Raw genomic sequence first — 25,607 nt, forward strand, 5'->3', positions numbered from 1 at the left:
GGGTCGCTCTGAGGTCAGAGCGAAAAAGGGTGGGCACTATATCCAGTGCCCACCCCGAAACAAAACGTGATTACTCAGCAGCCGAAAGAGGCTCTGCGTTCACGTTGTCTGTGTAGGAAGCTTTCGCCGCGTCGATCGAACCAGATGCAACAAAGACGTCCGCGACACCCTTCATAAAGGTCGCCGCGTTGCCACCCAGCCATGCACTGCTCAGCTGGTCATCAACAGTTGGGAAGACAAAAGTCGACAACGTGGCCGCCGCGTCATCTTCGGACATACCAGCGTCTTTCGCGATCACAGGCAGCATCTTGGCGTGGTTCGCTTCATCAGCCCACATCGCATTGGCCGCTGCCGTCACCGACAGGAACTGCGACACAAGCTCAGCTTCCTGAGCAACAAAGGATGTCGGACCGGTTGTCGCGTCAAACACCAGGATGCCCAGCTCGGTTTTTTCCGCGCCGGTCAGCAGCACGTTGCCCGAGTTCAGCATGCGGCGCAGCGCACCACCCCAACCACAGGCCATGTCAACCGCACCTTGGCTCAGCGCAGCTTCGCCTTCCTGCGGTGCCATGTCGACGACCTCAAGGCTATCGAGGGAGACGTTGAAGTGCTCCATCTGCTTAAGGAAACCGTAGTGGGCCGCGGTGCCCAGCGGAACAGCTACTTTCTTACCAGCGAGCTCGGCAGTACTGTCCTTGTCAATTTCGAGGTCGGCGCGCACGACGCAGTTGTCGTTGTCCGCATAGGACACAGCCACGTCCAGCACCTGCAGGTCCTGACCGGCAGAGGCCGCGACCACGAAGGGCGGGATGCCTTGGCTTACGGACAGCTGAACGTCACCCGACGCCATGGCCGCCGACATCGCGGTACCTGTGTCGAAGCTCACCCAGTTGATCTTGGTGCCACCCATGGCTTCTTCATACATGCCGGTTTCTTTGGCGAACTGGAAAGGCATCGGCCATTCCAGGAAGTAGGCAACCGTGATTTCACCACCATGGCCCGCTGCCACGGCGCCCTGTGCGCCCGCCAGCATTGCAGTGGCTGCCACAGCACCCATCAGCTTTGTCTTGAATGTCATCTTAGTACTCCCGTGTTTTCCACGAACCTGTCAGGTCCGTTTTTGGATCATGTCGGGCGGTGTTCCGCCTCTGGTCGCACGCGGCCTGCCGCGGCGCTGGCGTGATCCGAGCCGATAATCTCGCCCGGATCAACGTAAAATCGGGACTTCTGTCATAATTCTGTGCAGGTGAACCAAGTCTTTCGGATTCCCAAATTCCGGGCAGCCCCATGAAAACAAGGGGATTTCGAACGGCACCCTTACAAAGATACACCCAAAGCCACATCAACTGGCTTTACTTGTCGGCACAAACTGGCCCTACTGTTACGACCAGATTCTCAGCGATTGTACGCGTCAGCAAGCTTGATTGGCCCTTTGTTTCATGGGCCGCACTCTCTCTCGAAAGGTTGACCCCATGGACGGTACGTTCAACGAAAACGACATGAGCCGCGTGATCGAAGCCGACCGCGCAAATGTTTGGCACCATTTGGTACAGCACCAACCCTTTTTTACCGGTGCTGATCCCAAGATCATCATCGAAGGCAAGGGCCTGCGTGTCTGGGATCAAAAGGGTATCGAGCACATTGATGCGGTGTCCGGTGGTGTCTGGACGGTAAACGTGGGCTATGGCCGCGAGTCGATGGGCGACGCCGTGCGCGACGCCATCGTCAAAATGAACTTCTTCGGCGGCACCGTAGGCTCGATCCCTGGTGCGCTCTTTGCCGAGAAGTTGCTGACCAAGATGCCCGGGCTCGACCGCGTCTACTACGCCAACTCCGGGTCCGAAGCGAATGAGAAAGCCTTCAAGATGGTCCGTCAGATTGCGCACAAGCGCTATGGCGGCAAGAAGCACAAGATCCTCTACCGCGACCGCGACTATCACGGGACCACGATCGCGTGTCTGTCCGCTGGCGGACAGGACGAACGCAACGCGCAATACGGGCCATACACACCCGGCTTCATCCGCGTGCCGCACTGCCTCGAATACCGCAAGCACGAACAAGACGGTGCGCCCGAGGCGAACTACGGCGAATGGGCCGCGAACCAGATCGAAGAAGTTATCCTGCGCGAAGGCCCCGACACAGTGGGTGCGCTCTGCCTCGAACCCGTCACCGCAGGCGGTGGTGTGATCGTACCCCCAGAAGGTTATTGGGAGCGTGTGCAGGAGATCTGCAAGAAGTACGACATACTGCTTCACATCGACGAAGTCGTCTGTGGTGTGGGCCGCACCGGCACGTGGTTCGGTTACCAGCACTACGGCATCAAACCGGACATGGTGACGATGGCCAAAGGCGTCGCCTCGGGCTACGCCGCCATCTCGTGCCTGGCCACGACCAACGAAGTCTTCGACATGTTCAAGGACGATACCACCGATCCGATGAACTATTTCCGCGACATTTCCACCTTCGGCGGCTGCACGGCAGGCCCGGCGGCGGCACTCGAAAACATGCGGATCATCGAGGATGAGAACCTGCTCGAAAACACGACGCAGATGGGCGACTACATGCTCGACAAGCTGGCGGAGTTGAAAGACAAGCACGCAGTCATCGGAGACGTGCGTGGCAAAGGCCTGTTCCTTGGTGCCGAGCTGGTCAAAGACCGCGACAGCCGCGACCCGGCGGATGAGAAAATGGTACAAGCCGTTGTCGGCGACTGCATGAAGCAGGCCGTGGTCATTGGTGCCACCAACCGCTCCCTGCCCGGCAAGAACAACACACTGTGTTTCTCACCCGCACTGATTGCGACCAAAGACGATATCGACCAGATCGTCGGTGCGGTGGATGGTGCACTCACACGTGTGTTTGGCTGATCAAACTCTAAAAGCTTAGTAGAAAGGCGGGGGAGACCCTGCCTTTTTTTGTTGGATGGCGATGCGCGTCCCGCGAACATTGTACCAAGCGCAACAGTGAGTGAACAACACCGGTCAATACCACGTGAAGGCGGCCAGACATCCCCTGTTCCTCTTGTTTTGAACAACCACAGATATACCTTCAATCGATAACAAAAAATAAGCGCCAGCGCATGGCGCCACATTAACTGGAGGAATTAATGACTGCTTTGCTCAAACTGAAGGGCGTCAAAGCCCTTGCGTTCGCCAGTGTGATCGGCCTGGTCGGTACTGTTGCTTCCGCCCAAGACAAGAGCGACTGGCCCGACAGCTTTTCCGTCGGCACAGCCAGCCAGGGTGGCACATACTTCGTGTACGGTGCCGGATGGGCCAATATGGTGTCCGAAGCGCTGGGTATCCCCGGAGGCACAGAGGTGACCGGCGGACCTGTCCAGAACGCCGCTCTGGTGCAAACCGGTGACCTCGACATGGGTATGGTCACCATGGGTCCTGCGTTTGACGCCATCAACGGCAACAGCGCACTGGCCCCCGGCTTGAAACACGACCAGCTGCGTGCGCTCTTTCCCATGTACAAGACAGGGTTCCATGCCATGACGCTTGCGAGCTCAGGCATTACCAGCTTTGCAGATATCCCGGATGGGGCCGTTGTCGGCGTTGGCCCGGCCGGAGGGACACCCGGAACCTATTGGCCGCGTATCCTCACAGATATGGGCAAAGACGTCGAGTTCCGCAATGGCGGGGCCTCTGACCTCGCCGGTCAACTTCAGGACGGTTTGATCGACGTTAAAACATGGGCAGGTGGTCTGCCCTTCCCCGCCTTCAGCCAGTTGGACGCACAAACCGACGTGACTTTCTTCGGCTTCACCGAAGAGGAACAGGCAGCCGTCATTGCATCGCAACCCGTTGCTGACTTCACGATTCCGGCCAACACCTATCCATCGCAACCCGAAGAACAGCTGAGTGTTTCCATGTGGAACTTTGCGGTTGGACATGCAGATCTGCCGGAAAGCATGGTCTACGAAATCGTCAAGACAGTGATGACAAACAACGCGAAAATGGTCGAGATCCACAAAGCCGCAGTTGAAACACTGCCCGAAAACTTCGACAAGAATACCTTCATTCCCTGGCACCCCGGCGCCGTGCGCTGGTTCGAGGAAAACGGGTTCGATATCCCCGACGAACTTGAGGGCTAAGGCCTGAACGCCGATTGACACCGCAGGCGCACCCTGTCTGATGGCAGGGTGCGTTTTTGCATGTGCCGAGGGATACGAAAAATGACCGACACGCAAGCCGCTTCTGACATCAAGTTGCCTTCAGAGGTCGACAATTCGCCAGACCTGCAAAACACAACGTGGCTGGCGAAAGTCGGTTTTTTGCTGTGCGCGCTGTACAGTGCCTGGCACCTCTACGTGCTGAACATCGCCCCGCTCGAAACATGGACATTTCGGATCATGCATGTGGCAGGGGCACTGATCCTCGGTTTTGTATTGAGTTCCGCACTTTCCGTTCGTCCGGCACGAGAAGGTGGCACACCCAGTCGGCTTCCTCGCGCTTTGGGCGCGGTCTCGCTCGTCGCCACGTCCCTTGCGCTTAGTTCTGTTCTGGCGGCCATGTGGTTCTTTGAGCCCGGACAATCCGCTCCACCTGAATGGACCATGGCCATCTTTGGCTGGACGTTGGCGGGTGGAACGCTGTTGGCTGTGGCCACCGGCTGGGTGTATCCCGCGCGCCAAAATCAACTCACCATCTCCGATATCGCACTGATCGTCGCCACAGTCGCGAGCTTCGGGTTTGTCCTGTTCAGCCTCGATACACTGTCACTACGCCTGCGCGCAGGCACCCCGTTTGCCGATCCGAATAATGGCTGGGCAGCCTTTGTTGTCGTCGTGCTGATCGCCGAGATGACGCGACGGGTGGCGGGCATGGCGCTTGTCGTCATCGCCCTTGTGTTTGTGATCTACGCCTTCATGGGGCCGTGGATGCCCGGGTTTCTTGAACATCGCGGCTATGACCCCAAGCGCTTCTTCACCTATGTGTTTACGGACAACGGCGTGTTGGGTCCAACAACGGCGGTGTCCTCCACCTACATCATCCTCTTCATCGTTTTTGCTGCCTTCCTACAAAGCTCCAAGGTGGGCGACTATTTCGTGAACTTCTCTTTCGCCGTGGCAGGACGTGCGCGCGGCGGCCCGGCCAAGGTGTCAGTTCTGGCCTCTGGCCTCATGGGCATGATCAACGGCACATCGGCGGGCAACGTGGTCTCCACGGGGTCGCTAACCATTCCGTTGATGAAAAAGGTGGGCTACCGCCCTCAATCAGCTGGTGCGATCGAAGCGGCCGCTTCTACCGGCGGACAGATCATGCCGCCGATCATGGGCGCCGGCGCCTTCATCATGGCCGAGATCACCGGTATTCCGTACACGGAACTGGTCGTCGCAGCCCTGATCCCCGCCATCCTCTACTTCGCCTCAATCTACCTGATGGTCGATTTCGAGGCGAGCAGGACAGGCATGCGCGGCATGCGGGCAGACGAGCTGCCCAAGCTGAAGGACCTAGTGCGCCAAGTGTATCTGTTCCTGCCCATCGTCATCCTGATCGGGGCGCTTTTTGCAGGTTACTCCGTGATCCGGGCAGGGACACTTGCCATTGCCAGCGCCGCAGTCGTCAGTTGGCTAACGCCATACCGCATGGGCCCACGTCAGATTTATGAGGCACTTGGCCTTGGCGGGCGCATGTGCATTCAGATCATAACAGTTTGCGCCTGTGCCGGTCTGATCGTCGGGGTCATTTCCCTGACAGGCGTCGGCGCGCGCTTTTCCAACCTGCTGTTCGATCTGGCTCAGCAAAGCACGCTTCTTGCGCTCATCTTTGCCATGATGATCGCCATCATTTTGGGTATGGGCATGCCGACAACTGCGGCCTACGCGGTTGCCGCCTCTGTCGTGGCCCCGGGCCTGATCGAGATCGGGATCGAGCCTTTGGTTGCACATTTCTTCGTGTTCTATTTCGCAGTGGTCTCAGCCATCACACCGCCCGTTGCGCTGGCAGCCTATGCAGGTGCGGCCATTGCCGGGTCAGAACCGATGCGCACCTCGGTCACCAGCTTCAAGGTCGGGCTTGCCGCCTTCATCGTGCCGTTCATGTTCTTCTACAGCCCCGGCCTGCTGATGGAGGCACCGTGGTACATCATCCTGCGCAACATGGTGACGGCGCTGGTTGGAGTCTACATGTTGGCAGGCTCCGTACAGGGCTGGTTTATCGGACCGGCCGGTCCAGTGATCCGCCTGATCCTCCTTGCCGGTGCGCTGTGCATGATCTCAGGGTCCTGGCAAACCGACCTGATCGGGATCGCCATCGGTGGCACACTACTGTTCCGCGGACTGCAGATCAGCCGAAAAACGGCCTGAGGTTGCGGGGCGGCTCTTACTCCGCAACAAATCGTGCAACGCTCGGGGACTGCACATATCCACCGCGTGTCTGAGGGGTTTTGATACCAAGGACGTTCCCCGCGATTTGGGTGCGCAGGATCTGTGCCGTTCCCCCACCAATGGTGAACATCCGCACGTCACGATACATCCGCTCCAACGGCTCGCGGTCGCTGTAGCCGCGTGCACCGAACATCTGAAGCGCGTCATTGACAACCTTAATTGCCATCTCAGAGGCAAAGAGCTTGGCCCGTGCCGCCGCCGTCATGTCCGGAAAGAGACTGCCATCGGGTCCGCGCGACCGCGCGGCGTCATGCAACATCAAACGCGCGGCATGGACCTGCGTGTCCATGTCCGCAAGCATCCATTGCAGTCCCTGGAATTCAGCCAACGGGCGGCCAAACTGCTCCCGCTCGAGCAGGTACCGCTGCGCATGGCGCAGCGCTCCTGCCGCGACGCCCATTGCAATCGTGCCAGCACCGACGCGTTGCGAGTTGTACGCGTTCATCAGATCGGCAAACCCACGTCGCAAACCTGACGGCGGGACAAGAAGCCATTTCTCATCCACCTCCACATCCTCGAAACACAGTTCGGCCTCTGGCATCCCGCACAAACCCATTGTGCGCTCGCGCCCCATAACGTGAAAACCGTCGGGCACGTCTCCAGCCAGGTGATCGGCAAAAACAATGAACCCACCGATACCAAGGTCAGTCCCTGCCTCGTCCAACACCCGGGCAAAGACCAGATGAAGCTTCGACACGCCACCCCCGGTGATCCAATGTTTCGTACCGTTCAAGATATATGAGGCGCCACTCTTGCGCGCGGTTGTGCGCATTTCCGTGGCTGCACTCCCCGCTTCCGGCTCCGTGATACAAATTGCGGGTTTATCTCCAGCAAGTACATACGGCGCACAGAAGGTTTTTTGCGCATCCGTCCCGTGTGCCATGACGGCGCTGATCCCGCCCATGTTGGCTTCGACGACGACACGCGCTGTCAGGGTGCAGGCCTTGGCGATCTCTTCGACAACCATGGACACATCAAGGAAATTCGCGCCCCGCCCACCAAACTCTTGTGGGATGGACATGCCCATGATCCCTGCATCCGCAAGCTCTTTCACATTCTGCCAGCAATAGCTGCGGGTCGTGTCCCAATGGGCCGCACGCCTTTCAAAACTGGGCGCCAATTCCTTTGCAACGTCAACAAGCGGATGTGTCATGGAAGGGTCCCTCGGCTTTTGCGCCAAGGGTACGCTTGCCAAAGTTCAGGGCAATCGAATAAGATTTAATAACATATTCAGAGACCCTGAACTTATGCAGACACGCGCGCTTAGAAGCCTGGTCAAGATTTCAACGGTTGGATCATTCGCCAAGGCAGCAGACCAGTTGAACATGACGCTCCCGGCGCTCTCCATGCAGATGAAAGCATTGGAGAGCGAATTGGCGGTGGAGCTTTTTGACAGGTCCGTGCGCCCACCGCGTCTGACACCCATTGGACGGTCCGTCGTTCATGAGGCAGCCGCGCTGTTACAAACAGAGGACAGCCTTATTGAACTCTGCCGCCCAAGCGATTCATTGGTTGGGCGGTTCAGGCTAGGTTTTATCACAACAGCGGCGGTGCGGCTGCTGCCCGGCTTCTTGGACAACGCACAAAAGAATGCGCCACATGCGACATTCGAATTCGAGACCGGCCTCTCAAGAACCCTGCAGAACAGGGTTCTTGCTGGCCAGATCGATGCGGCCGTGCTGACCGATGCTGATGGCCTACCGAACGAACTGTCAGCAACCGTTATCCGCGAGGAGCCTTTCGTTTTTGCAGCCCATTCCATGTTGATGGCTGACGGCATGCGCGGTCTTCTTGCAAAACACCTGTTCTTCCATTTCATGCCAGACACCGGCATCGGAAAACTCATCGCCAACGAAATGGCGCGACATGATCGCCAAACAGCCGCCAATACGGTTGTTCTGGACAATCTCGAAGCCATTATGGAGTGCGTCACGAACGGGCTTGGCTTCACGTTGCTTCCCAAACCGGATGTGGACCGCTATCGAACCGGGTCAGTGCAAAAGATACCTTTACCGAAGCCGCTTCGCCGGGTTCTTGTATTGGCAACCTTGCGACAAGGCGCGCTGTCCTCACGAACGGATACCTTGGCATCGTTGTTGGACAGCACGCACTTGTATAACGCCCATACCAGCCGTTGAAGCCGAAAGCTGACGCCTGAACTGGTTGTTCCAAGACCTTGCCCTTCGTGAGAATCATAACCTGCGCAAGGCATACTAGTGATTGCGCTAAGCATATTGCATTCCTGCAGCGATAATGATACAAATTATCTCATTAATTGCACTTTCTGCGTCTAAGCCTAGTGCAGGCGCTTTTCTTTTCGCTGCATTTTAATGCCAGATTGATTTCTGATTAGGTCCAGAATATCCTTCAGGCATGGCACTCCCAGTCGAAACATTCTTCTTACAGCCCGGACATCAGGGCACGCTGCAAAGCCAGGTGCAGCAGATGATCGCACATGGCATACTGTCTGGGCGCTTCGGATCGGGTGAAAAACTGCCCTCGACCCGCAAACTGGCCACCCATCTGGGCATCAGTCGGATCACGGTGACGCTTGCGTATACTGAACTCGTCGCCTCGGACTACCTGACCGCACGCGGACGTTCGGGCTACTACGTGTCAGCAAATGCACCCGTCCCGCCAAGCTACCAGCCACAACCGGCGTCCGGCGACGCAGTCGACTGGACACGCGCCATCGGACAGCGCTTCTCTGGCGGGCACACGCTCAGCAAACCGCAGGATTGGGCACGCTTCAAATACCCGTTCATCTATGGCCAGACGGACCCGCAACTTTTTGACCACGCAAACTGGCGTCAATGTGCGCTGCAGGCACTGGGTCAGAGAGACTTTGCGGCCCTGACATCTGACTACTTTGATCAGGACGATCCACAGCTCATTGAATTCATCCAGCGCAACACGCTTCCCCGCAGGGGCATCTCGGCCAACGCTGATCAGATCCTCATCACGCTCGGCGCGCAGAACGCGCTGTGGCTTGCCGCGCAAATCCTGCTAACCCAACGACGGACGGCTGCATTCGAAGACCCCTGCTATCCGGCTCTACGCGAGATTCTGAACCAATCCCGCTGCCACCTTGCACCAGTGCGCGTGGATCGGGACGGACTGCCGCCAGACGGCATTCCGCCGGATACGGACGTTATCTTTTCAACACCCAGCCACCAATGCCCGACCACCTCGACGATGCCCGTGGCGCGCAGGCAGGCCCTGCTGGACCGCGCACGCGAGTTGGACGCCCTGATTGTCGAAGATGATTACGAGTTTGAGATGTCGTTTCTCAACCCGCCCTCACCCGCGCTCAAGTCCATGGATACAGACGGGCGCGTGATCTATGTGGGCAGCTTCTCCAAGTCGCTGTTCCCAGGGCTGCGTCTGGGCTATCTTGTTGGCTCGGAGCCCTTTGTACGCGAAGCCCGCGCACTGCGCACATCCGTCCTGCGCCACCCGCCGGGTCACATTCAACGCACTGCGGCCTACTTCCTTTCAATGGGCCACTACGATGCACAAATCCGCAAGATGGGAGCAGCGTTGCACGTCCGCCGGGATGCAATGCAAGCCGCCATCGAAAACCACGGACTGGAGATCGCAGGCCAGGGCGCTTTTGGCGGTTCTTCCTACTGGATGCGCGCGCCAAATGGAGTGGATACACGCGAACTGACGCAACGCCTGCAAGAGACAGGCGTACTGATTGAACCGGGGCACGCCTTCTTTTCCGGGGATGATCAACCCAAGGGCTTCTACCGCCTTGGATACTCCTCAATTCACGTCGATCGGATCAAGGATGGAATTGGACTGATCGCACAAGCACTGCCACACTAGCCTGGACTTATTCGGAGATCACAACTGGCCCTAACCCAGCATCCACCACAACAGTAACGTCTGTTGCAACATTTCCGGGGCGATTCGACGCCCCCGCCTCTATTGGAGACTGCCCCATGAAGATGACCACCGAAGAAGCATTCGTGAAGTGCCTGCAGCGCCACGGGATTGAGCACGCCTTTGGCATTATCGGCTCGGCCATGATGCCCATTTCCGACATCTTCCCCGATGCGGGCATCCAATTCTGGGACTGCGCCCACGAAGGGTCCGCCGGCATGATGTCTGACGGCTACACACGCGCCACCGGCAAGATGTCGATGATGATCGCGCAAAACGGGCCCGGCATCACCAACTTCGTGACTGCTGTGAAAACCGCTTACTGGAACCACACACCGCTGCTGCTGGTCACACCACAGGCTGCGAACAAAACCATTGGTCAGGGTGGTTTCCAGGAAGTCGAACAGATGAAACTGTTCGAAGACATGGTTTCGTATCAGGAAGAAGTCCGTGATCCGACCCGTGTCGCCGAAGTTCTGACCCGTGTGATCAGCCAGGCCAAGCGTCTGTCCGGTCCGGCCCAGATCAACATCCCGCGTGACTTCTGGACCCAAGTGGTGGACATCGAAATCCCCGACCCCATCGAATTCGAAGCGTCCCCCGGCGGTCAAAACTCGGTTGCCGAAGCGGCGGCGATCCTGTCCGCGGCGAAGAACCCCGTCATCCTGAACGGCGCTGGCGTTGTCCTGTCCAAGGGTGGTCTCGCAGCCTCGCAAGAACTGGCCGAGCGTCTGACAGCACCCGTCTGCGTGGGCTACCAGCACAACGACGCGTTCCCCGGCAACCACCCGCTGTTCGCTGGCCCGCTGGGCTACAACGGCTCCAAGGCCGGTATGCAGCTGATCTCGGAAGCGGACGTTGTTCTGTGCCTTGGCACCCGCCTCAACCCGTTCTCGACACTGCCCGGCTACGGCATCGACTACTGGCCTACGGATGCGAAAATCATCCAGGTCGACATCAACCCCGACCGCATCGGCCTGACCAAGAAAGTTACCGTGGGCATCGTGGGTGACGCGGCCAAAGTGGCCAACGGCATCCTGTCGCAACTGGCGGATGATGCAGGCGACGCAGGCCGCGACGCACGCAAGGACAAGATCGCTCAAACAAAATCGGCATGGGCTCAAGAGCTGACGTCGATGACAGAAGAGCAGGACGACCCCGGCACCAACTGGAACGAGCGTGCCCGCGCAGCGAAACCTGACTGGATGGCACCTCGCATGGCGTGGCGTGCGATCCAAGCCGCTCTGCCGGTCGAGGCCATCATCTCCTCCGACATCGGCAACAACTGCGCCATCGGCAACGCCTATCCGTCGTTCGAGGAAGGCCGGAAATATCTGGCGCCGGGCCTGTTTGGCCCCTGCGGCTACGGCCTGCCCGCCATCGTGGGTGCGAAGATCGGCCAGCCTGACGTTCCGGTTGTCGGCTTTGCCGGTGACGGCGCCTTTGGTATCGCGGTGAACGAACTGACAGCGATCGGCCGCGGCGAATGGCCTGCCATCACGCAGATCGTCTTCCGCAACTACCAGTGGGGTGCGGAAAAGCGGAACTCGACCCTGTGGTTCGACGACAACTTCGTCGGCACCGAACTGGATGAACAAGTGTCCTATTCCGGTATCGCGAACGCCTGTGGCCTGAAGGGCGTCGTTGCCCGGACGCAGGAAGAACTGACAGCGGCGCTGAACCAGGCGATCAAAGATCAGATGGAAAATGGCATCACCACGCTGATCGAAGCCATGATCAACCAGGAACTGGGCGACCCGTTCCGCCGCGACGCGATGAAGAAGCCCGTCAAAGTGGCTGGCATCTCCAAAGACGATATGGTTCCGCAAACTGTGGCCTAATCTGCTAAGACCCGAGGGGATGGGCACGCGCCCATCCCCTCTTTTTCATTTTTGAAAGGTGGTTTCGTGCCCCAATCCTTCCTGTCTGACGCCACAGCAATTGCACCTGCGCACATCATCGAAATGGCGCAAAAGGCGGCCAGCCCCCGCGTGGCCATTGCCCGCGCCGGTGCGCCCCTGCCGATGCTGGCGGCCAAGGAAGCAACCGAAGCCAATATGATGATCCCGGTCTTCACGGGTGAGCGTCACATGATCGAGGCCGAGGCTGAAAAGCTGAATTGGGACATCTCGAGTTTCGAGCTGATCGAAGCCGAGGGCGAAGCAGCCTCTGGTGCTGCTGCCGCACTGGCCTGCGGCGAAGGCCGCGCTGATGTGTTGATGAAGGGCCAGCTCCATACCGACGCGTTCATGCGTGCCGCGGTGTCGCGCGATGCGGGCCTGCGCACGGGCCGCCGCTTTGTCCACATCTTCCACATCACCACCCCCGACGGCACCGGGTCGATCACCATTTCCGATGCTGCCGTCAACGTGAGCCCCGACATTGCAACGCGTCAGGATGCGACGGGTGAGGTGGTCAAGCTGTTGCATAAACTTGGCAATGTACGCCCCAAGGTGGCCTTCCTGTCAGCCACCGAATCCGCCATCGAAAGCGTGCCGTCCTCCATGGAGGGGCGCGCGCTGCGCGATTGGGCGCGCGAGAATATAGTGGATGCCGATTTCTCCGGCCCACTGGCCTTTGACCTGATCATGTCGCCGAAATCCGTGGCAACCAAGAAGATGACCGACGACCCCGTCGCTGGCAAAGCTGACGCAATCATCGTGCCTGACATCGTGTCGGGCAACGGGTTATTCAAATCCTTTGTCTACCTTGCCGGTGGCTGCGCAGGCGGCATCGTCATGGGCGCCAAGGTGCCAATCCTTTTGACCTCGCGCGCGGACCCTCCCGCGGCGCGCCTGTCTTCCGTGGCCCTCGGGGCCATCATGGCCGCCGCATGATCCTTGTCGTCAATGCAGGCTCCTCCTCCATCAAGGTCGCGCTGTTCCGGCCGGACCTGACAGAAGTGATGGCAGGACAGGTCAGCGGCATTGGCGGCGCATTGGCCCACCTGACACTTGGGGACGAAGACCAGAACGTCACCGCACCCGATCATGACGCGGCACTGACAACGATCCTCGACAGCCTCACCAGACAAGGCATCACACCGGACCAGTTGACGGCAGCAGCCCACCGCGTGGTGCATGGCGGCACATCACTGGTCGACCCCTGCGTCATCGATGACACCGTGATCGCCGGGATTGAAGCCGCAACACCGCTCGCACCCCTGCACAACCCAAAGAACCTTGCGGGCATCCGCGCCCTGCAAACCCTCGCACCCGCTCTGCCCCAATACGCCAGCTTCGGCACCGCGTTCCACGCGAACCAGCCCGAGGTTGCAACCACCTACGCCCTACCCAAGGAACCCCGCTCCATGGGCATCCGCCGCTACGGGTTCCACGGCCTCAGCTACGCCTGGATTGTCACGCAGTTCGGCGATGCACTGCCTGAGCGGCTGCTTGCTTTCCATCTCGGCTCCGGCGCCTCGCTATGCGCCATTCACAACGGCACCTCGGTCGCGACATCCATGGGCTACTCCCCTCTGGACGGACTGACGATGTGCACGCGATCGGGTGCAATCGACGGCATGGCCGTCCTGCGGCTGGCCGAGATCTATGGCGCGGACGAAGCCGCACATATGCTCAACCACGAAAGCGGGCTCAAGGGCCTGGGTGGCAGCAATGACATGCGCCTCCTCTTGGCCGCTGACACCAAGGCAGCACAGCTTGCCGTCGATCACTTCTGCTACTGGGCGGCCCGCCACGCTGGGTCAGCCATTGTCGCCATGGGCGGCCTCGACTCCGTCGCCTTCACCGGCGGCATCGGTGAAAACGCCGAACCCATTCGCACCCGTATCATGGAGCATCTCAGCCTTTTCGGTGATGTCCCGGTACACGTGGTCAAAGCCGACGAAGAACGCCAGATCGCAACCGACGCACGCGCCCTGATGCAAGGGGCACCGCCGTGACAATAACCGGATCCCCAGGAAACTTCCTCCAAAACCTCCCGGAACGCGCCCGCGTGCTGTTCCCAGGCGTTCTGGTTGCCATCCTTGTCGCCATCACCGCGCAATTCCTAGCCGAACATTACGACACGCCAGCCATGCTGATGGCGCTGCTTTTGGGCATCGCGGTCGCCTTCCTCGGGGACGAGGGCAAAACGGTCGAGGGCATCGCCTTTGCCGCGCGCACGATCCTGCGGCTGGGCATCGCCTTTCTGGGCGTGCGCATCTCTTTCGAACTGATGGCCGGACTGGGGCTGAACCTCGTTCTACTGGTGATCGGCGGCGTCGCGGCGACCATCGGCTTCGGCCTGCTGATCGCACGCTTTTTCGGCCACGGCTGGCGCTTTGCCTTCCTGACAGCGGGCTCCGTCGCCATTTGCGGCGCATCTGCCGCCCTCGCGATCAGTGCGATCTTGCCCAAGGATGAACGGTCGGAGCAGCGCCTGATCTTTACAGTGCTGGGCGTGACCGTCCTGTCGACGGTCGCCATGATCGCCTACCCAATCGTCGTGACGCAGTTGGGCATGGACGACACGGCTGGGGGCATCTTCTTGGGCGCCACGATCCACGACGTGGCACAAGTGGTCGGCGCGGGCTTTTCCATCTCGGAAAGCGCGGGCGACACCGCAACGCTGGTCAAACTGATCCGTGTGTCGATGCTGGCCCCGGTCGTTCTGATTGCGGCCATTCTGATCCGGTCCTTTGTCGAAGCGCCAGAGGATGGCAAACGCCCGCCGCTCCTGCCGGTCTTCGTGATCGGGTTTCTGGCATTGGCAACATTGAACTCGTTCAACCTGATCCCGACCCCGGTCACCGACCTGATGAGCCAGGCCTCGCGCTGGATGCTCCTGGTCGCCATCGCCGCCGTCGGCATGAAAACAAACCTCAAGCGGGTGCTGGCGGTCGGAGGAGCCGCCATCGCTCTGCTTGTCACCGAAACCGTGTTTATCGCAGCGCTGATACTTGCGGGGATTTATTATTTTGCCTGACCAACAGGCGAAGGGGAGGCCAGATGACGTTCCAGCAACCTAAGATCAACACGTCGCCGCATGTTTCGGACGAGGTGCGCAAGACAACATGCTACATGTGCGCCTGCCGTTGCGGCATCAACGTGCACATGAAAGACGGCAAGGTCGCCTATATCGAAGGCAACCGCGACCACCCGGTGAACCAGGGTGTGCTCTGCGCCAAGGGCTCGGCTGGCATCATGCAGGTCAACGCACCCTCGCGCCTGCGCGCACCCCTGAAGCGTGTCGGCGAACGCGGATCGGGCGAATTTGAAGAGATCAGTTGGGACGAAGCCCTGCAAATCGCCACCGATTGGCTGGCCCCCATCCGCAAGGATGATCCCAGCAAGCTGGCCTTCTTCACAGGCCGGGACCAGTCGCAATCCTTCACCAGCTTCTTTGCCCAGAACTTCGGTACACCCAACTACGCGGCCCACGGCGGCTTCTGCTCGGTCAACATGGCTGCGGCGGGCATCTACACGATGGGCGGCGCGTTCTGGGAGTTCGGTCAGCCTGACTGGGACCACACCAAGCTGTTCATGCTGTTCGGCGTGGCCGAGGATCACGACAGCAACCCCATTAAGATGGGGATCGGCAAGATCAAGGCACGCGGTGCACGCGTCATCGGTGTGAATCCGATCCGCACGGGCTACAACGCGGTGGCCGACGATTGGGTGGGCATTACACCCGGCACCGACGGCCTGTTCATCCTGTCGCTTGTCCACTGCTTGATGAAAGCGGGCAAGATCGACGTGAACTACCTCGCCCAATTTACCAACGCGCCCTGCCTGATCAATGGCGATGAAAAGTCGCCCGAATTCGGCCTGCTGTTGCGCGACGACGATGGCAAGGAATTGGTGATCGACCGCGCTACGGGCAAGCTGACCCCCTTCGATCAAAAGGGCGTCAAACCCGACCTCACCGCCACCCACCGTCACGCGGGCATCAGCCACCGCACAGTCATGCAGCACATGGCCGAACGCTATCTCAGCGACGAATACGCACCCGAGGCCGTGGCCGAGCGCGTTGGTATCTCTGCCGAGCGGATCCGCATCCTGGCCGCCGAGATTGCCCGCGTCGCCTTTGACGAAGCGTTCGAGCTGGACCAGGAATGGACAGACTTCCGCGGCGAAACGCACAAGACGATGCAAGGCCGCCCCGTGTCCTTCCACTCCATGCGCGGCATCTCTGCCCACGCCAACGGTTTCCAGACGTGTCGCGCGTTGCACGTGCTACAAATCCTGCTGGGCACCGTCGAAGTCCCGGGTGGCTTCCGCTTCAAACCACCCTATCCAAAACCTGCGACGGCGCACCCCAAGCCCCACTGCGGCGTGCAACCTGACTGCCCGCTCGACGGTCCACACCTGGGCTTCGTGCAAGGCCCTGACGATCTGGCGCTGAAAGAAGACGGTACACCCGCCCGCATCGACAAGGCATTTTCATGGGAAAACCCCATGTCCGCCCACGGCCTGATGCACATGGTCATCTCGAACGCCTATGCGGGTGACCCCTACAAGATCGACACGCTGTTCATGTACATGGCGAACATGTCGTGGAACTCCTCCATGAACACTCGTGGTGTGATCGACATGCTGACGGACAAGGATGAAAACGGCGACTACGTGATCCCGCGCATCATCTATTCGGATGCGTATAGCTCGGAAATGGTCGCTTATGCCGACCTGATCCTGCCCGACACCACGTACCTCGAACGGCATGACTGTATCTCGCTGCTCGACCGTCCGATCTGCGAGGCGGACGCCGCAGCCGACGCCATCCGCTGGCCCGTGATCGAACCCGACCGCGACGTCCGCGGGTTCCAGTCGGTGTTGTGCGAACTGGGCGCAAAACTCGGCCTGCCCGGCTTTATCAACGAAGACGGTAGCCAGAAATATGCCGATTACGGCGACTATATCGTCAACCACGAACGCAAGCCCGGCATCGGCCCACTCGCAGGGTTCCGCGGCGATGGCAGTGATACGGGCCGCGGCGACGTGAACCCGGACCAGCTCGACCGCTACATCGAAAACGGCGGCTTCTTCGTCGAACACATCCCCGATGGGGCCAACTACTACAAACCCTGGAACGCCGCATATCAGGACTGGGCGGTAGGCATGGGTCTCTTTGACAGCCCGCAACCCTACCTCTTCACGCTCTACGTGGAACCGATGCGGCGCTTCCAACTGGCCGCCGAAGGACACGGCGACCGCCAGCCACCGGATCATCTGCGCGAGCGGATCAAGGCCACGATGGACCCACTGCCCATATGGTACGACCCGGCACCAGACAACCACGGCGACCAATACCCGATCACCGCGCTGACCCAGCGCCCGATGGCGATGTATCACTCCTGGGGCAGTCAGAACGCATGGCTGCGGCAGTTGCACGGACACAACCCGCTCTACCTGCCCACCAAGCTGATGCGGGAAAACGGCCTCAGCGACGGCGATTGGGCCAAGGTTACTTCGCCCCACGGCGAAATCACCGTGCCGGTCCTCGAAATGGCCGCACTCAACAAAAACACCGTTTGGACGTGGAACGCGATCGGCAAGCGCAAGGGGGCTTGGGCGCTAGACGAAAACGCGCCCGAGGCGACCAAGGGGTTTCTGCTCAACCACCTGATCCACGAGCTGCTGCCGCCCAAGGGTGACGGCCTCAGATGGGCCAACTCCGATCCGATCACAGGCCAAGCCGCCTGGTTCGACCTCAAGGTCCGCATCGAAAAAGCGCCAGCACCAGCGGAATCCCAACCGGCAATGGAACCCATCAAATCACCCGTGGGCAAAGGGCCAAAGCAACTGGCATGGAAGGTGGGCAAATGACACCGATCCAACGCACCCTCCTCGCCATCGCCGCGTTCATCGCAGTCGCTGTCGGCACCTTCATCTACTTCATCGCCAATTGGGACGCCTCCAAAGCCGAGCCCATCGGGATGAAGCACGACCGTCCACTCTTCCCTGTTTCCAAAAAATCCCGGGGTCTGGGGCAGAGCCCCAGTCCTGCCCTCTCAGTGAGGACAACCGCATGACCACACTTCCCACATCCACAGACCGCAAACTCGGCCTCGTCATCGACCTTGATACATGCGTGGGCTGCCACGCCTGCGTGATCTCGTGCAAAGGCTGGAACACCGAAAACTACGGCGCACCACTGGCCGACACCGACGCCTACGGGTCGGACCCTTCGGGCACCTTCCTCAACCGCGTGCACAGCTACGAGGTGCAACCGGAACAGGGCGAAGCGCAACTGACCCACTTCCCCAAATCCTGCCTGCATTGCGAGGACGCGCCGTGCGTCACGGTTTGCCCCACGGGGGCCAGCTACAAACGGGTCGAGGATGGGATCGTTCTGGTCAACGAAAGCGACTGCATCGGATGCGGCCTTTGCGCGTGGGCCTGCCCGTACGGCGCACGCGAAATGGATGCCGTCGAGAAGGTGATGAAGAAATGCACCCTCTGTGTTGACCGCATCTACAACGAAAACCTGCCCGAGGAAGACCGCGAACCGGCCTGCGTCCGCACCTGCCCCGCAGGCGCGCGCCACTTCGGCGACTTCGCGGACCCCGACAGCAACGTGTCCAAACTGACCGCAGAGCGCGGCGGCATGGACCTGATGCCGGAACAGGGCACAAAGCCAGTCAACAAGTACCTGCCGCCCCGCCCAAAGGACACGCTGTCCGAAGGCGCAGGCGACATCGACATCCTTGCCCCCTACCTCGAACCCGTCGCGCAGGAAGCCTCCGGCTTCCTCGGCTGGCTCGACAAGACGTTGGAGAAACTCTGATGCATCCAGCACCATCCGTCATCTTTTTCACGGTCTTCTCCGGCATCGGTTTCGGCCTCCTGACATTCCTCGGCCTCGGCTTTCCGGCGGTCACGGGCTGGACGGCCTTCGCCTTCTTCGTCATCGCCTACCTGTGCGCAGTAGGCGGGCTGATTTCGTCCACCTTCCACCTCGGCCACCCCGAACGGGCGATGAAAGCGTTCACGCAATGGCGCTCCTCATGGCTCAGCCGCGAAGGCGTCTGCGCTGTCATTGCCTTGATCGTCATGGCGCTTTATGGCGCGGGCCTCGTGTTCTTTGGCCAACGCTGGGGCCTGTTGGGCCTGATCGGCGCGATCTTCTCACTGCTGACCGTGTTCACCACCTCCATGATCTACACCCAGCTCAAGACCATCCCGCGCTGGAACTCGCCCCTCACACCGGTCATGTTCCTTAGCTACAGCCTTGCAGGCGGCGCGCTGTTGGCCGGACAGGTGAAATGGGCCATGGCACTGATCGCCATCTCGGGCGTCATTCAGGTGGTGCTTTGGATGCAAGGCGATGGCGCGCTGAAAAGCTCTGGCACCACGCTCGCAACCGCCACCGGCCTTGGCAATCGGGGAAGCGTGCGTGCGTTTGAACCGCCACACACCGGCACCAACTACCTGCTGCGCGAATTTGCATTTGTCGTGGGGCGCAAGCACAGCATGAAACTGCGGATCATCTCATTCGTGCTGATGGTGGTTCTGCCGGTCCTGCTGCTGGCGGCCGCGCCATTCTCGCATGGCCTCGCGCTTCTGGCAGTGATCAGCCACGTGGCAGGTGCACTCGCCTCACGTTGGCTCTTCTTTGCGGAAGCCGAGCACGTGGTGGGCCTCTACTACGGCAAACGATAAAAACAAGGCGGGCCATGAAGCCCGCCTTTTCACTTTCAGAGAAGCCCTGCGTGCACCAGGGCCGCGTCGACCAGGGCCTTGGTCTCGTCCGCCAAGCCGGTCAGCGGCAAACGCACTTCGTCCGAACACAGGCCCAGACGGGACATCGCGTATTTCGCACCCACCAAGCCAGGCTCGGTAAAGATCGCCTTATGCAGCGGCATCAGCTTGGTCTGTAAGTCCAGCGCGGTTGCATAGTCGCCTGCAAGGCACGCTTCCTGCATCTGGCTCAACAGCTTTGGCGCCACATTGGCGGTCACGGAAATGCAGCCCACACCGCCCACGGCGTTGAACCCATGCGCCACCGCATCTTCAGCGCACATCTGGATGAAATCATTGCCACAGGTGATACGCGTGTCGCACACACGGGCCATATCGCCGGTGGCATCTTTGACGCCGACAATGCGGGGCAGTTTGGCCAACTCGCCCATCGTCTCGGGCGTCATGTCGATCACCGACCGGCCCGGAATGTTGTAGATGAAGATCGGGATATCAGCGCAATCATGCAGCGCCGTATAGTGCGCAATCAAACCACGCTGCGTGGGCTTGTTGTAATAGGGCGTCACGACCAAAGCAGCATCGGCACCAACGCGCGCGGCATGCTCGACAAAACGGATGGCTTCCACCGTGTTGTTCGACCCAGCCCCGGCAATCACCGGCACCCGACCCGCAGCAGCCGTCACAACGGTTTCAATCACCGTCTCGTGCTCCTCATGGCTCAGCGTGGGGCTTTCGCCCGTGGTCCCCACAGGCACCAACCCGTGCGATCCTTCACCGATATGCCACTCGACCAGCTTCTTGAGGGTTTCCAGATCCAAAGCGCCGTTACGAAACGGCGTGACGAGGGCAGGCATAGAACCTTTAAACATTCTCACGCTCCTTTTTTACGTTTGGCAGGCAGAGGGCCTGGGATGATTTTCGCATATGCCCGGAAACGTGAGTTGAAACGTCACGCCCAGAACATATGCTCTAGGCTCTAGCCACGCGACGACAGGAATTGCAAGACATGACCCGGATTGCCCTCGCCTTGGCCCTGTTTTTTACACTGTCTGTGGCGGCTTTGGCCGAACGACCCCGCCCGCTTGGCTGGGCGATGGAGGCGCTGCGCGCAGGCAATTGGGACAGTGCCGCAGCCCTGGCCGCACGCGACGGTGAGGTGGCCGCAGATGTTATCGAATGGCAACGCCTGCGCGCTGCACGCGGAACCTATGCCGACGTCGTCGCTTTCCTTGAGCGACGCCCCGACTGGCCGGGCGAGGCGCTGCTGCGCGAACGATCAGAAGAGGTCGTGGCCGACCAACCCGACGCTGACATCCTGTCCTTCTTCGAAAATATCGGCCCACAAACGCCCGAAGGCGTGCTCGCCCACGCCACCGCCCTGATCCGTGCGGAGCGGGTGGGCGAGGCAGAGGCGAACCTCGTGCTGGCATGGCGCACGATGCCCATGGATAACACCGCCCAGGCGCGCTACCTCGCCGCACACACCGACCTTCTGAAACCCCATCACGCCGCACGTCTCGACTCGCTGCTCTGGTCCGAAGACTTGACCAGCGCCCGCCGCATGTTCGACCTCGTGGACAAGGGCCAAAGCGCCCTCGCCCGCGCCCGCATCGGCCTGCGCGCGCTGGCAGACAATGTCGACGGCCTGATCGAAGCTGTGCCAGACGCATTGCAGGACGATCCCGGCCTCGCCCACGCCCGCTTCGAATGGCGGCTGCGCAAAGGGCGCTGGGACGACGCCAAGGAACTTCTCATGGACCGCTCCCGCTCCGTTGAAGCCCTCGGTCGACCCGACGAATGGTCCAATCGCCGCCGGGCCCTTGCACGCGACGAGATGCGGGACGGCGACGCCGCCCTTGCCTACCAGCTTGCCACCCGGCACTTCCTGACCGAAGGGTCCGCCTATGCCGATCTGGAATGGCTGTCGGGCTACATCGCCTTGCGTTTGCTCAAAGACCCCGAGGTCGCACTCGGCCACTTCCAGAACCACCGCAACGCCACCCGCTCCCCCATCTCGCGCGGACGCGCAGGTTACTGGATCGGCCGCGCGCACGAAGCGATGGGCAATACCGAAGAAGCCCAAGCCGCCTATGCCGAGGGGGCGCAATACCAGACCTCCTTCTATGGCCTCCTCGCCGCCGAAAAGGGCGGCCTCCCCATTGAGCCCGGCCTTGACGGTTCCGAGCAATTTGAACCTTGGCAGGACAGCCCCCTCGCCACCCGCGACCTGTTCGAAGCCGGCCTCCTGCTGCAAGCCTCCGGAGAACTCTCACTGGCTGAACGGTTCTGGACCCACCTCGCCGAAAGCCTCGACCGAGCGGAAGCCGGTCAGCTCGGCCAAGCCGCCGTCGACGCGGATCAGCCACATCTCGGGGTGATGATCGGCAAACGCGTGGCGCGACGGGGTATCACGATCCACGCGTCCTACTACCCGCTGCATCCGTTGGCCGAGGCCGACCTGCCCATGGCCCCCGAAATGTCGCTCGCCATCGCCCGCCGCGAATCCGAATTCGACCCGGTTGTTCAATCCAGCGTCGGTGCGCGCGGGCTGATGCAGGTCATGCCCGGCACCGGGCGCGAGGTTGCGGCCAGCCTTGGCCTGTCCGCCGGCCACACAACAGGGCGCATGATCTCTGATCCCGCATACAACGCGAAACTGGGGGCCACATATCTCAGCCAACTGGCGCGGCGCTTTGACGGCAATGTTGTCCTGATGTCTGCCGCCTACAACGCGGGTCCCTCGCGCCCCAACCAGTGGATGCTGCGCTATGGCAATCCCCGCGCGGAACGCGACGATTTCGACGTCATCGACTGGATCGAACACATCCCCTTCCGCGAGACCCGCAACTACGTCATGCGGGTGACCGAAAGCCTGCCGATCTACCGCGCGCGTCTGGGTAAAGACCCTCTGCCGATCCCGTTCAGCGAGGAACTCGTGGGCTCAACCCTGCTGTCGTTCGCGCCACAGGGTGAATAGGCCCGCCGCCACAATGATGGCAGCCCCGATGATAACGTTGATCTCAAGCACCTCGCCAAAGACAGAGATGCCCACCAGCGCGGCAAAGACCATCTGAAAATAGGCAAAGGGCTGTACTGCGCTGGCCTCTGCCACCTCGTAGGTGCGGATCAGCAGCCAGTGTCCCAAGGCCCCCGTCAGGCATAACGCCGCCATCCAGCCCCAATCCGGGCCGGTCATCGGCTCCCAAAACCAGACGCCCACACAGGTCATCGCAACAGCCCCCGTGGTCCCGGTCCAGAAAAAGCTGGTCGCCGTGCTGTCATCCCGCGCGACATAGCGGGTCAGCAAGCCATAGACGGCAAACATGATGGCCGAGGCCAGCGGGATCACCGCCGCCGGGTCAAAGACACCCAAGCCGGGTTTCAGAATGAACAAAACGCCAATGAAGCCCACCCCGATAGCAGCCCAGCGCCGCCACCCAACATGCTCGCCCAATATCGGCCCAGACAGGGCAGCAACCAGCAGCGGATAAGCGGCAAAGACGGCATGGCTCTCCACCAGCCCCAACACGGTAAAGGCCGTGACCATCACGCAAATCTCAGCGGCCAATAACAGCCCACGCAGCCCCTGCACCACGGGCTGCCGCGTTTGCGCCGCCGCCCGCACACCGCCCGCCTTGCGCGCAGCAATGGTGATGACAAAGGCAGCAAAGAACCAATACCGGATCATCACCACCATGAAGACGTTGTACTCCCCGGCCAAGTGGCGAGAGATACCATCCTGGCTCGCGAACACCACCGACACTGCGATCATCAGCGCAATGCCCAACCGCGTGTTGTTGCCTTGGCTCACCCCAGTACCGCGCGTGTCATATGCCGCTTGCGGCCAAAGCCGGGTGCGCGGGTGACGGCAAATCCCGCCTCCTCCAAACCACGGCGCACGAAGCCCGCGGCCGTATAGGTGGCCGCTGTCCCCACGGGTACAGTATGACGCCCCACTTCGACCATCAGATCCGCGCCCCACAGCTCGGGGTTTTTGGCGGGCGAAAACCCGTCCAGAAACCACGCATCCGCCTTGCCCTCCCACTTGGGCAGCGTCTCGCGCGCATCCCCTTCGATCACGGTCAGCGTTGCATCCTCAAATGCAGCCGACCCACCGCCCGCAGCCAAAAGCTGCGCCGCCAGATCAGCCACTTCGGGAAATGCCGCCAAGGCCTTCTCCATCGCAGCCCGCTCCATCGGAAACGCCTCGAAACTGGTGAAGTGCAAGCGCCCTTCAATGCCCGCCGCCCGCCATGCCGCCCACGCGGTCAAAAAATTCAGCCCCGTGCCAAACCCCAGCTCTGCAATGTGAAACCCGTCCCGAAACCGGGCCGGCAGGTCGTTGCCATCCAGAAACACATGCCGTGTCTCGGCCAGCCCGTTGTCGAGCGAAAAATACGGATCGTCAAAGCGCGTGGACACCGGCACCGCCCCGTCACGCCACTCAAGCTCTGCCCGCTGGTCCTGCATCATCCGCCCCTGTAGAAGGTGTCGCGGCGACCTTGGCGAAAGGCATCTGGAATGGCAACGGCAGACATCACCGTGTGCGGCGCGGGCATCTTCGGCCTGTCGATTGCATGGATTCTCGCCCAGCGTGGCGCGCGGGTGCAGGTGGTCGATCCCAATGGCCTTGGCGCAGGGGCATCGGGCGGGATCGTGGGTGCCCTTGCCCCGCATGTGCCGGAAAACTGGAACCCGAAAAAGCAGTTCCAACTGGAAAGCCTGCTGATGGCCGAAACCTTCTGGGCCGAGGTCGAGGCCGCAAGCGGTCAGTCCCCCGGCTATGCCCGCACAGGCCGCTGCCAACCCATCGTGGACGATACGGTGCTGACGCTCGCCCGACAACGCGGCGAAACGGCCAAAACCCTCTGGGGTGACGCGGCCACTTGGACCGTCCGGCCCATCGCAAACCCCAACTGGGCGGCGCACAGCAAAACAGGCATGGAAATCTTCGACACGCTCAGCGCCCGTATTCATCCGCAGCAAGCGTGCGCGGCCCTCGCCGCCGCGCTCAAAACCCAAGGCGTCGACATCCAAAGCAAAGCGCCCGAGACCGACACCACTATCCACGCCACCGGCGTCGCAGGCCTCGAAGAGCTGAACGCAAGCCACACCCGCATGGTGGGCGCCGGGATCAAGGGGCAAGCGGCCCTTCTGGATTTCACCGCACCAGACGCCCCCCAACTCTTCGCTGACACACTGCACATCATCCCGCATGCCGACGGAACGACGGCCATCGGATCGACAACGGAACGGGACTACGACAGCCCCACCGCCACAGACACGCAATTGGACGACATCCTGACCCGCGCCCGCGCCGCCATCCCGGCGCTTCAGGATGCCAAGGTGCTTGCCCGATGGGCAGGCCTGCGCCCCCGCAGCCGCAGTCGCGCACCCATGCTGGGACCATGGCCCGAAAGGCCAGGGCACTACATTGCGAACGGAGGGTTCAAGATCGGTTTCGGCATGGCCCCCAAGGTCGCCCAGACCATGGCCCACCTCATCCTCGACGGACGCGATACCATCCCGCAAGGGTTCGAGGTCGCGGCTTCGCTTTAGCGACGCGTTGCCGTCAATGATTTAGACTGAGGGCAGCGTCGACCCGCGGGTTGGCGTGATAGCACCGCCCCATGGGGGCGGGTCGGCGCTGCCCGGCCCAAAGGCCGGGCGAGACCCCAGCG

Annotated in this window: 20 protein-coding genes; 15 read left to right on the forward strand and 5 right to left on the reverse strand. The window is 60.8% G+C overall.

Annotated elements, in window-relative coordinates; translation table 11 throughout:
* Positions 1 to 70: 70 nt before the first annotated feature.
* The gene (locus tag AC53L6_RS01380) at positions 71 to 1,078 is read right to left on the reverse strand and encodes a taurine ABC transporter substrate-binding protein (protein ID WP_299208732.1); all 1,008 of its coding nucleotides are present in this window, start codon (positions 1,076 to 1,078) and stop codon (positions 71 to 73) included.
* Between the two features lie 394 nt (positions 1,079 to 1,472).
* On the opposite strand from AC53L6_RS01380, the gene AC53L6_RS01385 reads away from it, so the two are divergent.
* The 3 genes from AC53L6_RS01385 (at position 1,473) to AC53L6_RS01395 (ending at position 6,313) form a co-directional block, all read left to right on the forward strand.
* Positions 1,473 to 2,867: an aminotransferase family protein gene (locus AC53L6_RS01385; protein WP_496906530.1), complete on the forward strand. Its 1,395-nt coding sequence runs from the start codon at positions 1,473 to 1,475 to the stop codon at positions 2,865 to 2,867.
* Between the two features lie 239 nt (positions 2,868 to 3,106).
* Positions 3,107 to 4,099: a TAXI family TRAP transporter solute-binding subunit gene (locus tag AC53L6_RS01390; protein WP_299208738.1), complete on the forward strand. Its 993-nt coding sequence runs from the start codon at positions 3,107 to 3,109 to the stop codon at positions 4,097 to 4,099.
* Positions 4,100 to 4,180: 81 nt separating this feature from the next.
* Positions 4,181 to 6,313 (forward strand): TRAP transporter permease, encoded by a 2,133-nt coding sequence (locus AC53L6_RS01395; RefSeq protein ID WP_496906531.1) that lies wholly within the window; start codon positions 4,181 to 4,183, stop codon positions 6,311 to 6,313.
* 16 nt (positions 6,314 to 6,329) lie between these two features.
* On the opposite strand, the gene acdA is transcribed toward AC53L6_RS01395, so the two are convergent.
* Entirely contained in the window at positions 6,330 to 7,547 is a 1,218-nt protein-coding gene (gene acdA / locus AC53L6_RS01400; RefSeq protein WP_496906532.1) for a 3-sulfinopropanoyl-CoA desulfinase, read from the reverse strand.
* Between the two features lie 94 nt (positions 7,548 to 7,641).
* Here acdA and AC53L6_RS01405 point away from each other — a divergent pair, with 94 nt between their 5' ends.
* From AC53L6_RS01405 to AC53L6_RS01450, 10 genes are all read left to right on the forward strand, one after another.
* Positions 7,642 to 8,532: a LysR family transcriptional regulator gene (locus AC53L6_RS01405; RefSeq protein WP_496906533.1), complete on the forward strand. Its 891-nt coding sequence runs from the start codon at positions 7,642 to 7,644 to the stop codon at positions 8,530 to 8,532.
* A 235-nt stretch (positions 8,533 to 8,767) separates the two neighbouring features.
* Positions 8,768 to 10,225 (forward strand): MocR-like pyridoxine biosynthesis transcription factor PdxR, encoded by a 1,458-nt coding sequence (gene pdxR / locus AC53L6_RS01410; protein ID WP_496906534.1) that lies wholly within the window; start codon positions 8,768 to 8,770, stop codon positions 10,223 to 10,225.
* Between the two features lie 116 nt (positions 10,226 to 10,341).
* Positions 10,342 to 12,123 (forward strand): sulfoacetaldehyde acetyltransferase, encoded by a 1,782-nt coding sequence (gene xsc / locus AC53L6_RS01415; protein ID WP_496906535.1) that lies wholly within the window; start codon positions 10,342 to 10,344, stop codon positions 12,121 to 12,123.
* 66 nt (positions 12,124 to 12,189) lie between these two features.
* Positions 12,190 to 13,119, forward strand: coding sequence for a phosphate acyltransferase (locus tag AC53L6_RS01420; protein WP_496906536.1), 930 nt, complete (start codon positions 12,190 to 12,192; stop codon positions 13,117 to 13,119).
* The gene (locus AC53L6_RS01425) at positions 13,116 to 14,186 is read left to right on the forward strand and encodes an acetate/propionate family kinase (RefSeq protein ID WP_496906537.1); all 1,071 of its coding nucleotides are present in this window, start codon (positions 13,116 to 13,118) and stop codon (positions 14,184 to 14,186) included. Before AC53L6_RS01420 ends, AC53L6_RS01425 begins: the two co-directional genes overlap by 4 nt.
* Positions 14,187 to 14,188: 2 nt before the next feature.
* Entirely contained in the window at positions 14,189 to 15,211 is a 1,023-nt protein-coding gene (locus AC53L6_RS01430) for a YeiH family protein (protein WP_496906979.1), read from the forward strand.
* A gap of 23 nt (positions 15,212 to 15,234) precedes the next feature.
* Positions 15,235 to 18,051 carry a molybdopterin oxidoreductase family protein gene (locus AC53L6_RS01435; RefSeq protein ID WP_496906538.1) on the forward strand — a complete coding sequence of 939 codons (2,817 nt, stop codon included), beginning with the start codon at positions 15,235 to 15,237 and terminating at the stop codon, positions 18,049 to 18,051.
* On the forward strand, positions 18,048 to 18,257 hold the full coding sequence (locus tag AC53L6_RS01440; RefSeq protein ID WP_299208762.1) for a hypothetical protein: 210 nt from the start codon (positions 18,048 to 18,050) through the stop codon (positions 18,255 to 18,257). Before AC53L6_RS01435 ends, AC53L6_RS01440 begins: the two co-directional genes overlap by 4 nt.
* Positions 18,254 to 19,012 (forward strand): 4Fe-4S dicluster domain-containing protein, encoded by a 759-nt coding sequence (locus AC53L6_RS01445; RefSeq protein ID WP_496906539.1) that lies wholly within the window; start codon positions 18,254 to 18,256, stop codon positions 19,010 to 19,012. The genes AC53L6_RS01440 and AC53L6_RS01445 overlap by 4 nt, the downstream gene beginning before the upstream one ends.
* Positions 19,012 to 19,887, forward strand: coding sequence for a dimethyl sulfoxide reductase anchor subunit family protein (locus tag AC53L6_RS01450; protein WP_496906540.1), 876 nt, complete (start codon positions 19,012 to 19,014; stop codon positions 19,885 to 19,887). The genes AC53L6_RS01445 and AC53L6_RS01450 overlap by 1 nt, the downstream gene beginning before the upstream one ends.
* A gap of 35 nt (positions 19,888 to 19,922) precedes the next feature.
* Here AC53L6_RS01450 and dapA read toward each other — a convergent pair whose 3' ends face one another.
* Positions 19,923 to 20,795, reverse strand: coding sequence for a 4-hydroxy-tetrahydrodipicolinate synthase (gene dapA / locus AC53L6_RS01455; protein ID WP_496906541.1), 873 nt, complete (start codon positions 20,793 to 20,795; stop codon positions 19,923 to 19,925).
* Positions 20,796 to 20,932: 137 nt separating this feature from the next.
* On the opposite strand from dapA, the gene AC53L6_RS01460 reads away from it, so the two are divergent.
* The gene (locus tag AC53L6_RS01460; RefSeq protein WP_496906542.1) at positions 20,933 to 22,903 is read left to right on the forward strand and encodes a lytic transglycosylase domain-containing protein; all 1,971 of its coding nucleotides are present in this window, start codon (positions 20,933 to 20,935) and stop codon (positions 22,901 to 22,903) included.
* Here AC53L6_RS01460 and AC53L6_RS01465 read toward each other — a convergent pair.
* Together AC53L6_RS01465 and mnmC2 are read right to left on the reverse strand one after the other, a co-directional pair.
* Positions 22,868 to 23,737: a DMT family transporter gene (locus tag AC53L6_RS01465; RefSeq protein WP_496906543.1), complete on the reverse strand. Its 870-nt coding sequence runs from the start codon at positions 23,735 to 23,737 to the stop codon at positions 22,868 to 22,870. The two genes, AC53L6_RS01460 and AC53L6_RS01465, sit on opposite strands and share 36 nt — an antisense overlap.
* Entirely contained in the window at positions 23,734 to 24,396 is a 663-nt protein-coding gene (mnmC2, locus tag AC53L6_RS01470; RefSeq protein ID WP_496906980.1) for a tRNA (5-methylaminomethyl-2-thiouridine)(34)-methyltransferase MnmC2, read from the reverse strand. Before mnmC2 ends, AC53L6_RS01465 begins: the two co-directional genes overlap by 4 nt.
* 51 nt (positions 24,397 to 24,447) lie before the next feature.
* Here mnmC2 and AC53L6_RS01475 point away from each other — a divergent pair, with 51 nt between their 5' ends.
* The gene (locus tag AC53L6_RS01475) at positions 24,448 to 25,485 is read left to right on the forward strand and encodes an NAD(P)/FAD-dependent oxidoreductase (RefSeq protein WP_496906544.1); all 1,038 of its coding nucleotides are present in this window, start codon (positions 24,448 to 24,450) and stop codon (positions 25,483 to 25,485) included.
* Positions 25,486 to 25,607 lie beyond the last annotated feature (122 nt).

This window comes from Tateyamaria sp. LSS28, from assembly GCF_059611725.1.